This is a genomic window from Salmonella sp. SSDFZ54, from assembly GCF_004010735.1.
In the GTDB taxonomy this organism is placed as follows: Bacteria; Pseudomonadota; Gammaproteobacteria; order Enterobacterales; family Enterobacteriaceae; genus Salmonella; species Salmonella enterica.
Genome location: NZ_CP034819.1, coordinates 2,453,136 through 2,466,924 on the forward strand (window position 1 = coordinate 2,453,136; position 13,789 = coordinate 2,466,924).

The 13,789-nt window shown below is 44.2% G+C and carries 11 protein-coding genes, 1 tRNA gene and 5 pseudogenes; 10 read left to right on the forward strand and 7 right to left on the reverse strand.

Features of this window, described 5'->3' with window-relative positions:
• Positions 1-14 precede the first annotated feature (14 nt).
• The 4 genes and pseudogenes from EOS97_RS12155 to EOS97_RS12165 all read right to left on the reverse strand — a co-directional run.
• Positions 15-1,064, reverse strand: a pseudogene (locus tag EOS97_RS12155) (IS256 family transposase).
• Positions 1,065-1,206: 142 nt separating this feature from the next.
• Entirely contained in the window at positions 1,207-1,959 is a 753-nt protein-coding gene (locus EOS97_RS12160; RefSeq protein WP_000842429.1) for a non-specific acid phosphatase, read from the reverse strand.
• Positions 1,960-2,049: 90 nt separating this feature from the next.
• Positions 2,050-2,136 (reverse strand): annotated as a pseudogene (locus tag EOS97_RS27205) (porin family protein); the annotation flags it as partial.
• A gap of 402 nt (positions 2,137-2,538) precedes the next feature.
• A pseudogene (locus EOS97_RS12165) lies at positions 2,539-3,077 on the reverse strand (integrase core domain-containing protein); the annotation flags it as partial.
• 268 nt (positions 3,078-3,345) lie between these two features.
• On the opposite strand from EOS97_RS12165, the gene EOS97_RS12170 reads away from it, so the two are divergent.
• Genes EOS97_RS12170 through alsE form a run of 8 tightly spaced genes read left to right on the forward strand, consistent with a single transcriptional unit; the run spans position 3,346 to position 9,338 of the window.
• Complete coding sequence (locus EOS97_RS12170; RefSeq protein ID WP_001639590.1) at positions 3,346-3,735, forward strand: PTS sugar transporter subunit IIA; 390 nt, start codon at positions 3,346-3,348, stop codon at positions 3,733-3,735.
• Positions 3,736-3,752: 17 nt separating this feature from the next.
• The gene (locus EOS97_RS12175; RefSeq protein ID WP_000108907.1) at positions 3,753-4,235 is read left to right on the forward strand and encodes a PTS sugar transporter subunit IIB; all 483 of its coding nucleotides are present in this window, start codon (positions 3,753-3,755) and stop codon (positions 4,233-4,235) included.
• A 52-nt stretch (positions 4,236-4,287) separates the two neighbouring features.
• Complete coding sequence (locus EOS97_RS12180; protein WP_001747728.1) at positions 4,288-5,037, forward strand: PTS sugar transporter subunit IIC; 750 nt, start codon at positions 4,288-4,290, stop codon at positions 5,035-5,037.
• Positions 5,038-5,050: 13 nt separating this feature from the next.
• Positions 5,051-5,923 (forward strand): PTS system mannose/fructose/sorbose family transporter subunit IID, encoded by an 873-nt coding sequence (locus EOS97_RS12185; RefSeq protein ID WP_000257248.1) that lies wholly within the window; start codon positions 5,051-5,053, stop codon positions 5,921-5,923.
• A gap of 53 nt (positions 5,924-5,976) precedes the next feature.
• Positions 5,977-7,017 carry a galactitol-1-phosphate 5-dehydrogenase gene (locus tag EOS97_RS12190; RefSeq protein WP_000866540.1) on the forward strand — a complete coding sequence of 347 codons (1,041 nt, stop codon included), beginning with the start codon at positions 5,977-5,979 and terminating at the stop codon, positions 7,015-7,017.
• A complete protein-coding gene (locus tag EOS97_RS12195; protein ID WP_000201885.1) occupies positions 7,018-7,581 on the forward strand; it encodes an SIS domain-containing protein in 564 nt (187 codons plus the stop codon).
• A 28-nt stretch (positions 7,582-7,609) separates the two neighbouring features.
• Entirely contained in the window at positions 7,610-8,656 is a 1,047-nt protein-coding gene (locus EOS97_RS12200) for a galactitol-1-phosphate 5-dehydrogenase (protein ID WP_000869375.1), read from the forward strand.
• A 4-nt stretch (positions 8,657-8,660) separates the two neighbouring features.
• Positions 8,661-9,338 carry a D-allulose 6-phosphate 3-epimerase gene (gene alsE, locus EOS97_RS12205; protein WP_000841833.1) on the forward strand — a complete coding sequence of 226 codons (678 nt, stop codon included), beginning with the start codon at positions 8,661-8,663 and terminating at the stop codon, positions 9,336-9,338.
• Between the two features lie 41 nt (positions 9,339-9,379).
• Here the strand turns inward: alsE and EOS97_RS12210 are convergent, their stop codons facing one another.
• The gene (locus EOS97_RS12210; protein WP_127836154.1) at positions 9,380-12,100 is read right to left on the reverse strand and encodes a sigma 54-interacting transcriptional regulator; all 2,721 of its coding nucleotides are present in this window, start codon (positions 12,098-12,100) and stop codon (positions 9,380-9,382) included.
• Positions 12,101-12,753: 653 nt separating this feature from the next.
• Between EOS97_RS12210 and EOS97_RS26930 the strand changes: the two are divergent.
• Together EOS97_RS26930 and EOS97_RS12220 are read left to right on the forward strand one after the other, a co-directional pair.
• Positions 12,754-12,852 (forward strand): annotated as a pseudogene (locus EOS97_RS26930) (reverse transcriptase/retron type); the annotation flags it as partial.
• Between the two features lie 5 nt (positions 12,853-12,857).
• Positions 12,858-12,935: pseudogene (locus tag EOS97_RS12220) on the forward strand (helix-turn-helix domain-containing protein); the annotation flags it as partial.
• 78 nt (positions 12,936-13,013) lie between these two features.
• On the opposite strand, the gene EOS97_RS12225 reads toward EOS97_RS12220, so the two are convergent.
• A tRNA-Phe gene (locus EOS97_RS12225) sits at positions 13,014-13,089 on the reverse strand.
• A 115-nt stretch (positions 13,090-13,204) separates the two neighbouring features.
• Positions 13,205-13,780 (reverse strand): transcriptional regulator, encoded by a 576-nt coding sequence (locus tag EOS97_RS12230; RefSeq protein ID WP_001188509.1) that lies wholly within the window; start codon positions 13,778-13,780, stop codon positions 13,205-13,207.
• Positions 13,781-13,789 lie beyond the last annotated feature (9 nt).

The following is a 13,789-nucleotide window of genomic DNA, read 5'->3' on the forward strand; positions in this document are numbered from 1 at the left end:
TAACTGCCAATATATTAAAGGTGATTGCTCAGGCGGTCACCGAATTCGATAATAAAGCGGCCCATCGCCAGTCGCCAGTTCTGGATCGGCATACTCCATTTTTTTGATGCATCCTTGATTGCCAGATAAATAACTTTTCGTACCGAGTCATCCGTCGGGAACACTTTGCGTTTCTTAATCGTGGCACGGATCACGCTGTTCAGGGATTCGACTGCGTTTGTAGTGTAGATGGTAGATGGTCTTGCGGATATCCGGCGGATAACTGAAGAGCGTATTGAGGTTTTCCCAGTGCGCACGCCAGCTTTTGCTGATTTGCGGATATTTCGGGAAGACGCTGTTTATCGCATCCGGGAAGCCCTTCAGACCGTCCACACAAGCAATCAGGATGTCTGTCCTGAAGGCCCCGCTTTTTCAGCTCCGTCAGCACGCTTAGCCAGAACTTTGTGCCTTCATTTCCGGACAGCCACATGCCGGCAACGCTTTCTGACCTTCGGTATTGATCCCCAGCGCAGGGAAAACTGCTTTGTTTATCACACTGCCATTCTGATGAACTTTGACAACATACAGTCCATATAAACAAAGGGATACAGCGTATCCATTTGTCGGTTTTGCCACTCAGTGACCTGCTCTTTTACGGCGTCGGTGACTTTAGATATCAGCGTGGGCGACACATCGGAGTCGTACATTTCTTTGAAGGTGGCAACGATTTCGCGGGTAGTCATGCCTTTGGCGCAGAGGGATAAAATCTGGCTGTCCATCTGCGTAATGCGCGTCTGGTGCTTCTTAATCAGCTGTGGTTCGAAGGTATTTTCACGGTCACGCGGCGTGTTCAGTTCGATCTCGCTGTTATTGCATAACACCGTTTTTGACGAGTAGTCATTGCGGGTGTTTGAGCCTGTTTTGGGCGCATTTTTCTCATACCCGGGGTGGTCAGCCAGCTCCGCATTGAGCACTGTTTCGACGGTAAGCTTCGTCAACATGCGGGAAAAAGCATGGAGATCGGCTTCGGTTTTAAGGCCTTCAGCCACTTCAGCCGCAAGGGCTTTAAGTTTCTTTTCGTCCATAATTGCCTGTCTCTGTTGTTGGAGTGAACATATCAAAAACAGGCAATTACACAATTTTAATTACAGTCTCACGCCCGGTCGTCCCTACGCAGTTGCACTTCCTTTCATTTGCTGTGGCCAGTTTGCGGGAAGACTTTCACCTTCAGTAATTAAGTTCGGGGCGTTCTTCTTTACTCAATAAATTATTTTTGTCGTTCAGCTCCTCACGGACTTTTGCCAGTGACTTCTGAAAAGCCGGGATTGTTTGCAGCCTTGCAAACTCTACTGCTCCCACATAACGGCCAGCATCAACATCGCTTTGCCAGTGAGCACCGCATATCACTCTGCTTTGCCCGAACTCCCATCCTCGTCTGGCGAGCTCCTGCGCGCGTTCCGGTCTGGCCTGGGATAATACTAATGCCAGAAGTGTACCATAAGCAGTATGCCCGGAAGGGTAAGAGCCATCTTTTCTCAAAGTATCCTCATCTTCAGGACGGCAGGTAGAATGATTAAATAAGACAAAGGGACGAGTACGCATATAATATTTTTTTGCCGAAGCAGTAGCGTAGTAGCCGCCCATTTCCAGAAGATTCTGTAACATATTCCAGGTTTCTGGCGTATCTTTGGGATTAATTTTAGCACCCACTACTGGCGAGAATATTCTGGCTATATTTTCCACGCTTACATCTGCATCCTCAGCAGCTTGTTTCCATCGTGGGGAACCCTTTATCGCATAGCCCTTAAAATAAGCCTCCTTATCATAGCGGAAAGCCGGATCATCATTACCTGGCGGTGGTGGTAAGTAGAACTGACTGTTCACTGATTCTTCAGGAGAATGAAAGGGTTGCACTGTTTCTGCTGATGTATATTTAGCTACGATCAGTGGTAGAAAAAATACTAAATAACGACTTTTCATAAAGACTCACTCCGGATCAGGCAATAATAAACAGATGTAATCCTATAATGATTTATTGCAATGGTTATTCAACATACAGGTAAAAAAGCAGGACGCTGTACTGGCATTATCGTCTGTCCATACCGGACTGACTGCAACGGACAACAGAACAATACTGGTACTTCCGGCTAACAGCATTTTGTTTAACTTTTCTCCCCGGTTGTTTTTTATCTGCGTGCCTGACTGACACGCATTAGGTTAAAATGTTTACGTAATAACAAACTATGAATAAGTATTTTAAGCTATGTGCCCTGTTACCCCGACAACTACCACCAGTCATGATGTGCTGAGTATTAATTCATGATTATGAACAAGAGTCGTAAACAATATTTAAGAATAAAGAAACCGAAAAAGAAAAAATGCCAAAATTGGCGAAGGGATTATTGTTGTCAGTGATGGAAAAGTTCATGGCGGAAATATTGGATTCACTTGTCGAGGCTAGCGAACCGTCAGATGGAGTGATACGCGTTATTACTGATAATAATCTCCCTGTAGCTAAGTAAGCTTTTGACCCTGGCCCAAAATCAGTACAGTGCTAAATCAGAGATCTTCGTCTTTCCGGAGACTTCGGATAAATTCAGCCGGAGTCATGTCATTTAATGATGAATGCGTTCTCTCATGATTGTATTCCCTGCGCCAGTTGTCGGGTTTTTCCTGCGCATCTTCCAGTGACAGGAACCAGTGAATGTTCAGGCATTCATCCCGCAGACTGCCGTTAAATGATTCAATAAACGGGTTATCTGTCGGCTTTCCGGGGCGCGAGAAGTCCATTGTGACGCCGTGTTCATACGCCCATTTATCCAGACTTTTTGAGATAAACTCGCTGCTGTTAATCGTCTGGATTCGTACCGGCACCCGCTTATCCGACACCCGCAGTGCCTCCATTATTCTGACCACATCCTCGCCTTTTAACGATTTTCCGGCATGGCTCGCCAGGCATTCCCGACTAAAATTATCCACTACAGTTAGCGCCCGATCATCACTCCGGCTCTGCCACTGGTAAACGGTTCTGCTCTGCATCAGCAGCCCGCATCCCCGCCGACGCTGATACGGTAAGCCTTCAGCAAAAATGTCACCACGACCCGCTACTCTCTGACCCTAAAAGGATTCTTCGTTATTGTTATCAACCAAATCAGTTATGAGGTGATACAAAACTGTCGAAACACTGTCATCTAGCCAAGTGATACACAAAATACACAGTGAAACACTAACTCGTATCTATATGATAAATATAAAAATAAAAAAGTTGGCACGCATAATGCTGAACAGCGTGTAGCAGTATCTTTTGCCATAGACCATCAATTAAATGAGTCAGGTAAAGTAGAGACAGATAAAGAGGGCATTAGAATGGATTGTACGGTAATTGTGGCAACTCATGGAAAGCTGGCAAACGAATTGATTGAAACAGTCGCAATGCTGGTAGGGCGTTATGAAGACGTTAGGACGCTTGATTTTATGCCCGGAGAAAATGTTGAAGGTCTTATTTTAAAAATGAAACGTGTGGTGGATGCCGTTCCCGGGGATATGCCAGTTTTGTTTGTGGTAGATATGTTCTCAGGGAGTCCGTTTAATGCATCTACTTACTTTGTTAAGCAACGAAAAAACACCAGGGTTGTCGCAGGTGTAAATATTCCTATGCTTGTTAATATTTTCCTTGAACGTCAGGAGTCTACATCGCTTGATCACCTCGTGGATATTGCCATCACCGTGGGACAATCTTCAATTAAACCATTGTAAAACCAAGAGGCCAGAAAATGTCTACTGTATCCTTACTTCGCATTGATGACAGATTAATTCACGGCCAGGTAATGACTGGCTGGGTAAAACATATCAATGCAACTAAAATTATTATTATTGATGATGAGCTCGTCCATGATGATTTTATGATTTCTGTACTGGAAATGGCTGTACCCAACCATATGACACTGAACATTTTTAATGTTGCCCAGGCAATCGACGTGCTGAGTAATGTTAAAGACGATGGCGAAGATGACAAAATTATTATTCTTGTAAAAAGTCCGATTCCGGTACTGGCACTACTACAAGGCGGTGTTAATTTTGAAGAATTAATCGTTGGTGGCATGGGTGTAAATGAAAAGCGCTCTCGACTATATCGTAATCTGGCAGCGTCAGACGTTGAACGTGCGGCATTTAGAGAAATCAATCAGTTAGGAGTACCAATTAATATAAAGGTATTGCCCAGCGATGCCCCAATGGAGCTAATACCTTACTTATAAGTACGATCATAATAACGCAAATATACTCTACAAATATAAAGGATAATATATTATGCTTCTCTCAGCTATTTTAGTCGCCCTCATTGCTATTCTCAGCAATTGGTGGGTTAGCCATTTGCTGACTCGTTCGTGGCTTTATCCAATTATATCGGGTTTTCTTGTCGCACTTGCACTTGGTTCCCCTATCGAGGGGATGAAAGCCGCGGCCTACATTAACCTTGCCTACCTCGGGTGGATGACAGTGGGCGGTACGATGCCCGGTAACCTGCCGGTAGCATCGGTTTTTGGTACGGCGATGACCATTTTAAGTGGTGCCGCGCCTTCAACCGCAGTGGTATTTGCCGTCCCATTTTCTCTGCTGGGGATCCTGACTTTTCAGGCATCGATGAGTTTTAACGCCCTGTGGGTTCACAAAGCAGAAGCGATGCTGGATCGCGGCAATATTACCGGTATGCGGATGATGAACTATATCCCATCCTTTTTTGTAAATATGGTGCTGGTCGGTATTCCTGCATTCTGCATGGTCTATTTTGGCGCGGATTTTATGAAGAACATGCTGACGATGATTCCGCAGAGCCTGGTTAATGCATTTGAGGTTATCGGCGGTATTATGCCAGCGCTGGGTATTGCAATGCTGGTCTCTTTCCTCGGTAAAAAACGTCTGATGCCATTCTTCTTTCTTGGTTTCTTCCTGGTTGCATATCTGAATCTGGGAATCATGGCAATTGCTGTATTTGCGGTTATCGCTGCGGTGATTATGAACATCAATGCTGAACAAAAAGTTTCTGCAACGAAGGGATAAGGGAGAAATTAAAATGGCAACATATCAGACTCTAAATGAATCTCAGCCCAACGAGACTCCAAATACCTCTACGCTTACCCGTAAAGAGTTGCTTAAAACATGGGCTTTAAACTATTCATCCGAAACCTGTTATAACTATGAACGTTTACAGGCTCTTGGACAAACCAGCGCCATGGTGCCGGTTATCCGTAAACTGTATCCAAATGACAAAGCCAGGCAAGTACAAGAGTTAAAAAAGTATCTTAACTTTTTTAATACCGAGCCTTCATTTTGTGGTCATGTGATCACCGGTGTTTCAGTTGCAATGGAAGAACAACGGGCCAATGGTGCCCAGCTACCACCAGAGGCCATTACGTCACTACGCTCAGGCTTAATGGGGCCGGTAGCCGGTATTGGTGATACTCTGCAAGCAATCGTATATTCCATTCTGGCGGCCATTGCCTGTAATCTTGCTATACAGGGAAATATAGCGGGTCCGATACTGTTTGAAGTTTTCTATAAATTCATCATGATATTCTGTAGCCTGAATATGTTCTTTCTGGGATACAGTAAAGGTCGTACCGTTATCCTTGATATTCTGAAAAAAGGATTAATGGATAAATTAACCGACGCATTTGGACTCATTGGTCTGATGGTGGTTGGTGGTATGGCGGCATCCAGAGTTAATATTATCACTCCGGCCTCAATTAACTTAAACGGAGTTACGGTAGTCTTCCAGGATATTTTAAATACATTGCTGCCATCGCTGATTCCATTATTGATAACGCTAGGTATCCTGAAAATGGTAAATAGAAAAATGAAGCCTAATACTGTAATCGCGGTTATCTTTATTGTCGGTATTATCTCCTCTTATCTGGGGATACTGGCAGTGCCTGTTACAAAATAATTGATTACTACTAATACTAGTGCCTGCGGGCACTAGTCTCCGAGGAAAAAAGTATGAAAGTGTTATCATTAACTGAACTCGGTAAATTCGAGTTGCAGGAAAGAGCTATTCCTACGCCACGAGCTGGAGAGGTTTTAGTTAAAATAGGTGCGGCAGGTATCTGTGGATCTGATATTCCAAGAGCATTTGTCAATGGTCCTTATCATTATCCTATTGTTTTGGGACACGAATTTTCTGGTCATATTGTGGCAGTCGGCGAAGGGGTTAAAGAGGATCTGGTCGGTCGTAAAACTGCTATTTTCCCACTTATTCCTTGTAATGAATGTGCATTTTGTAAAGAGCGTTACTATGCGAAATGTACACATTACAGCTATTTTGGCTCACGTCAGGATGGTGGGTTTAGCGAATACCTCAGCGTGCCTGAATTTAACCTGGTATTGCTTGATGATGATGCAGATTTACGTGAAGCCGCTATGCTCGAACCGGCTGTTGTTGGTTTACATGTAATGCGTCGCGCACATCTGGATCTTAATGATAGCGTCGTGATTTATGGCATGGGGCCCATCGGGATTATGATTGCACGCTGGGCGGCGATCTATGGTGCTAAGAAAGTATTGCTGGTTGATATTGACCAGAAGAAAATAGAGTTTTGTCGCGCCCTGGGATTCACAGATATCTGCGACGCAAGCCAGACAGATCCTGTCGAGTGGGTGATGCAACAGACAGAAGGTTATGGTGCTGATGTCTGTATTGAGGGCAGTGGTTCCTCCTCGGGATTCATTAACTCTCTGATGTCCTGTCGGGTATTTGGCAAAGTATTGATGCTGGGGAACCCACACACTGACGTCAATATTCCGCGCGAAATCTACGATAAATTTATGCGTAAAGAAGCGCAGATTATGGGCGTCTTTAACTCTATTTATTCACAACGGCCACATGATGAGTGGAAAGATGCTGCTGCGGCTATTCAGTCCGGCAAGCTAAAAGTGAGCGATCTGATCACCCATGCCGTTCCGATGGAAGAGTTGTCTGCCTTATTTAATCTTATTCGCGACAGTAAAGTCCCCTTTTGTAAGGGAATGATGGTGATGTAAATGGCAACGAAAAATTATCGTGAAAATGTCGGAATAATCGAAAAAGAACTCTCAATGGTTCTGAGCAGAATTGATGAACGGCAAATTGATGAATATATTTCGACACTATTGCAGGCTGAAAAAGTTTTCTTTGTCGGCGTAGGGCGCGTTTTACTCGCACTTGAAATGACCGTCAAGCGTCTTAACCATCTGGGCATCAACGCCTGTGTCGTTGGGGCAGTTAATGAACCCCCTATTGGACCTAAAGATATTTTGGTAGTGGGCTCGGGGTCTGGTGAATCAATCTTTCCAAAGCATATTACTGCCTGCGCTAAACGCTATGATGCAAAAATTGTTCATCTGACTTCCAGCCCGACAAGTTCAATTGCTCAGCTTGCGGACGTTATTGTCGATTTTCACTGTGGCTCAAAAGGTGGAACAGGGGAATATATTTCGATTCAACCTATGACCACGCTATTTGAACAATCTTTGGTCCTGTTTGGCGATCTTGTTTGTCTTGAAATTATGGCTATCAAGCAATTATCGCTGGCTAATGTGAAGCTTAATCATGCAAACCTTGAATAATCGCCGTTGAAAACGGAGGAGAAGCAGAATGAAAGTAGTTGCATTGACGGCCATTGGTCACCTCGAGTTACAGGAACGTAACATGCCAGTCCCTCAAGCGGGTGAGGTGTTGCTGAAAGTGATGGCTTCCGGGTTGTGTGGTTCGGATGTGCCAAGGGCGTATCAAACAGGCACGCTGAGTTTTCCGCGCGTACTGGGGCATGAGTTCGCCGGTCGGGTTGAGGCGGTTGGTTTGGGCGGCGATCCTGCATTGATTGGCAAGCGGATGGCCGTATTCCCAATTGTACCGTGCATGACGTGCGAGTTTTGCCAGCAGCACCACTATCCTCGCTGCCTGAACTACAGCTCTTACGGTTCCCGTCGTGACGGTGGTTTTAGTGAATATTTAACGGTTCCGGAATTTAATCTCGTCGAATTCCCTGATCATGTCAGCTACAGCGCAGCGGCTATGCTTGAACCGGCTACCATTGCTTTGCATGTCATACGGCGTGCTAACCTGGATCTGAATGACAGTATCGTCATTATTGGCGCAGGTCCGATAGGGCTAATGGCAGCGCGTTGGGCGACGATTTACGGTGCGCAAAAAGTCATGCTGATTGATGTGAATCCGAAAAAAGTCGAGTTCTGCCGCGAACTGGGATTCGAACATGTGTGCCTCGCCACTGAAGAGGATGCGGTTGAGTGGGTGTTGAAAGAGACTGATGGTTTTGGTGCGCATGTCACGATTGAAGGAAGTGGTTCATGCGCCGGATTAACCCAGGCGCTGTTAGCCTGTCGTGTTTACGGCAAAGTGATGCTGATGGGCAATCCGCATGGTGATATGCAAATTCCACGTGAAGTATATGACAAAGTAATGCGTAAAGAAGCGGTTATCGCCAGTGTTTATAACTCAGTTTATAAACAAATGCCGCACGACGAATGGGCTGATGCAGCCGCTGCGATTAGTTCAGGGAAATTACAGGTCAATGACTTAATTTCTCATCAGGTAGAAATCGACAGCGTTATAGATCTTTTTGACACATTCCACCATCGTCGTGGTTTTACCTGTAAAGGTATGATGGTTACAAAGGAGTAATATGATGAAGTCCCCTTTAATCGCCCCCTCGCTAATGTGCATGGATTTATTACGGCTTGAAGAGCAAGTTAGTTTTCTGAACGATAAAATCGGTTATTTCCATGTCGATATTATGGATGGTCACTATGTTCCAAATTTGACACTGTCACCGTTTTTTGTATCGCAGATGAAGCGGGTGGCAAGCGCCCCCATTGATTGCCATCTCATGGTGACTAACCCGCAAGATTATATCAGTACCCTGGCCGACGCCGGCGCATCCATGGTGAGCTTTCATGCTGAAACGGCAAATGGGCAGGCATTCCGTCTGATTGACAATATTCGCTCAGCGGGAATGAAATGTGGACTAGTTGTAAACCCGGAAACCCAACTCGACATCGTTACGTTATATCTGGATCGTGTGGATAAAGTGACTATTATGACGGTGGATCCGGGTTTTGCCGGACAAGCATTTATATCCGCAATGCTGAAAAAGATTGCTGCCTTTGCAGAATATCGGCAGCAGCATCAACTGGAATTTTTAATTGAAGTTGATGGCTCTTGTAATAAAAACACCTATAGTGCATTAGTGGAAGCCGGGGCTGATGTGCTGATTGTCGGTTCCAGTGGTCTTTTCGGTCACTCAGAAGATATTGGTGAAGCCTGGCAGATTATGCAACGAGATCTGGCAGAAGCGCTGGCATAAGACTCTAACAGGCGTTGGCATCCCGACGCCTGATAATCTTTTTACTCTTTTTCCAGCATATCAATAATGAAAAGTAGCTCGTCATCATTGAGTTTGACATCAAGTTTATCCTCCAATATCTCATTGGCCTTTTGATATATTTTAAATAATTCGCTCATCAAATATGCTTCCCGATTAAGTTTGTTATACGTTATGGTTTCATTACGAACCGAACGCTCTATCGCAACGCAGGTATGCACAATCATATTGAGTAAATTGGAACCGAATTCATCAAAGTGACGTTGTTCTTTCAACTGCTGCAGAAAAAGCATGACGATGGGCACGATTTTTTTCGGATTCAGGTAAGTTAAAAACTCTTGTAGATATTGTTCAGCCAGTTTAGTAAGCGTTACCGGATTTTTATTTTCAACCATCACCGGAAAAGCCCCACCGATAATGGTCTGGAATGTCAATTCACCTTTTGGTGAAAAGAAATCTGGCAGTGAAATATAGGGTACATCCAGTCCGGGGTTAATCACGCCAATTGAAAGCAACACCTGATATTCAGTAGTGATTTTATGCTTCGTATTGAGCACCTCTTCAACCGACAGGTTAATGATATGGATATCTTTACGATTCATCTCTTCCAGTACTGAGCTTAATAAATTTTTAAGTTTCCGGGCAATCCCTTCGCCAGACGAACAAATAGCCAGTACTGCCAATGGTTTATTGCCAGTAACTACCGCATTGTGTTCACTGACGCCGTAACCTTTGAAATGTTGCAGGCTCAAATAAATGTCATCCAGATCGGCATCCAGCAGTGCCGAGCGTCTAAGTGCTTCAATCACTAAGGGAGTAGAAACCATGTCCAGAGTTCTGACGGGGACATTACACTCTTGTGATAAGAGATATCCCGCCTGGATGAGCGATCCCATATCCACTAATAATAAAAATCCTTTTGCATTTGAGTAAGCTGTGATGGTTTGCTTGATTTGCGCAATGGCCTGGTTCGGGCGGATATCCAACGGCATATTGACGGCTGATATATTATCTTCAGCAATTAATATTTTTGCTATGTCGACCATGTTGCTGGCGATCATATCACCATGGGTCGCAACGATAACGTGGATATGCTTATCACGTTCACGAACCACCAGCGAGGCCAAAAGAATGGTCAGATAGACAACTTCATCATCATTAATATCAATATCAAATTCTTTATACAGTCGTTTTTTGATTGTCAGCGCAGATTCATATTCTTCAAGGTTATCAACGCGATAATGTCTTATCCAGGTATTCGTGCGTGAGCGGGTTCTTTTTTGTATAATATTATTCAGATGGTACCCCAAAGACAGCAGAAATCCATGGCTGAACTCTTTATTCAACTGAAGCTCTAATTCATTTTTTAACGACTGACAGAAGACTAGAGTCGCATTCGGTAAACCGTGATCAACATGTTCAAGCTTTTTGGGTAAACGCAAGTCGATATACTGGTTGATTTCAGAAGTGATGTAATTATTTATATCAGTATCTGAAAAATTTTGCTCCAGCATGAATTGGATTTTCTTATCAATAACATCATAGACCTGAAAAGGAGTATTATGTTTATTTACATCAATATCTGTGTATAAGTCCAGGCCCGAATGTGAGTTATCAGGCATGATCGTGATAGTACCAGCCAGTGCATGCTGCAACCCAACCAGATAATCGTTGTCACGCGCCAGATTAAAAATTCCCACTTTGATATCAGAGATGAGTTTATTGTAAGTAATATTAAGCTGGTTAGGATTATTATCTTCGATAAAAAAGTGGGCGCATACGGACTGGATAGTCGATTTTAATTTACCCACGTTACCAGAGAAAGACGAGCCGATGATTGCTTTAGCACTGTCGGTATCAATAGTTATGGCGCAGTTGATTTTTCTGGCTTCGATTTCCAGCAGATATTTTAACAGATCGACCTGATCGCCAGGTGAACGTTCGGCAAGATTAGGAATATTGATTTTGATTGGGATACGCCGCAGAAAAGTGGAAAGCAGCGTAGAATTAGGCTCTTCGGTGGTGGCGCAAATAAGTAATATTTGTGCCTTACGACTACGCTGTGTCTCCCCTAGCAACCCATAAGTGCCTGTATCCATAAAATAAAATATCATTTCTTGCCCTTCAGGCGGCAAGCGATGAACTTCATCAAGAAATAACATTCCACCATCTGCTTCACTGAGTAGGCCAAATTTATCTCTGGTAGCACCGGTAAAAGCGCCTTTTACATGGCCAAAGATATGAGAAACCAATAATTGCGGATTACTGGCATAATCAGCACAGTTAAAAACGATAAACGGTGAATTTTTATCAAGCGCATTCTGATAAACAGCGTAATTATACATCAGACTGGCAAAAAGACTTTTCCCTACACCAGTGTCCCCCGTTAACAGCGTATGCAATCCATGCGGAGGATACATAACAGCAGCTTTAGCCTGATTGATTTGTTTTTTAATACTTCCGTTATACCCCAGAAAATACTGGAAAGGCTCTTTTTGTACATCATGCACAGGCAGATTAGCACTCTGATGAATGGTTTTAAGGTTTTCTTTTTTGATAGAGTAAAGTACTGGGCGAGTGCCGGATTTGACTATTTTATTCTCTTTAATAAATTGATTTAAATAATTACTAACATTGGGCCTAGCAATATTTGTATATAGTGCAATCTGCTCAGTTGTCAATCCATTAGGAAAAGTGATACAAAGCTCACAAACTGCCTGAAATATTTTCTCTTTTCTGTTCATCGGAGATCACATTTTTTGTAGGGTATTATGTTTGGCGCGCGCTTTTGTGTTGTTTTAGCGCAATTTCTATATTGAGCACGCCAATCGTGTAAACGGGAATGATATACATTGTTATAATCAACAACCGATCATTTCATAACAATGAAACGAATAAGTTGATGCTACATACCACAACCACATTGAAAGCGGCACTTCGTTTCAATGGGATTTCTACAATAGATATACACCTAAAGAGGAATTTTTACTATGACAATCAGTCTGCTATTTTTTTGTTGCTGGTAGGTAAGGTTGCAATAACCCGGCGCAACTAAAACGTTTCGCTTCTTCCCGGACCAATTACTTCTTGATGAACAATAGAACATAGCAAAAAAACGAGTTAATAAAATAGTAATACTGATCTCTTAAATCCTGTCAGTAGCACTGAGTACCTTTCAGACACAAATAAATCATTGTGATCGCGCTCGCATCGTGAACAATGTTGAGCCATGAGTTATATCAATATCAATATCAATGAAATCGATAGTTTTATTGAAGTTATGGGATGGACAATGGACAGCAATACTCAGGGATTCACTTCATACTGGCGTAATAGCTTAGCTGATGCCGAGTTTGGAAAAGGGGCATTCGAGCGTAAAGATGAAGATTCATTCAATGACCTGACGGCCAACCTCTACAAACTCTGGAACCGAATGGCATCCGGGAGCTACTTCCCACCGCCAGTTCGGCGGGTGGAAATTCCCAAAAGTGGTGGTGACCCTGGCCCAAAGGTGAGCGGCTGTTCGCCGAAGCGCTGGGCGTTGCGCCAGAGAAAATCTGGCCTTCTCGTTATAGCTAGTCAGGCCAGAGATGGGGCTACGGATTTCCATTCCCAGAAAAGCAAAAACCCAGCCATAGGCTGGGTTTTCTGAATAAGTGGTGCCCGGACTCGGAATCGAACCAAGGACACGGGGATTTTCAATCCCCTGCTCTACCGACTGAGCTATCCGGGCAACGGGGCGCATTAAACCGTAAAGGGGCGCGGTCGTCAACGGCTTTACACGAAAAAAGTGATAAAAGCGCGCTGACTGCCTGCTTTTCAGGCAAAATGCATAAAATCACTACCCGTCAGGTGAGCGCTCCACCCTGACGGCACTGTGCAAAACGCAGAATATCTTCCGCCAACCGCTGAGCGGTATCTACATCAGCCTGACTGCGGTTGACCAGCATTCGGCTGAGACAACCTTCCAGCACCAGCTCCATCTGCCTTGCAACCATCGCCGGATCGTCAATTTCCAGCGTGGTCAGTAGCTCATGGGTAAAATCATGTGCCGCGCGTTTTTGTTGATTGGCCAGTTGGTGAATAGGATGGGTTGGGTCGGGATAAAACGTACAGGCGGCAATGAACAAGCAGCCAGGATAACGATTATTACTAACACATTCCGAAAGCGCGCTGTAGCGTGCCAGTAGCTTTTGTTCAGCAGAAAGCGTCTCATCAAGAAGAAGCTGGCGTCGCCAGATATCTACCTGCTGACTCAGATAACGTAGCGCGTCATATAAAATGGCTTCTTTATCTGGCCAGAAACGCTGTAATGTGTCGAGTGGGCGATTTACGCGCTCCGCCACCATTTCCAGCGTAGTATCGGCTATCCCTTGCGTCTCCAGTAATTTCAGGGCTTCTCCCAGAATATCTTCACGTTGCACGGTATTCTC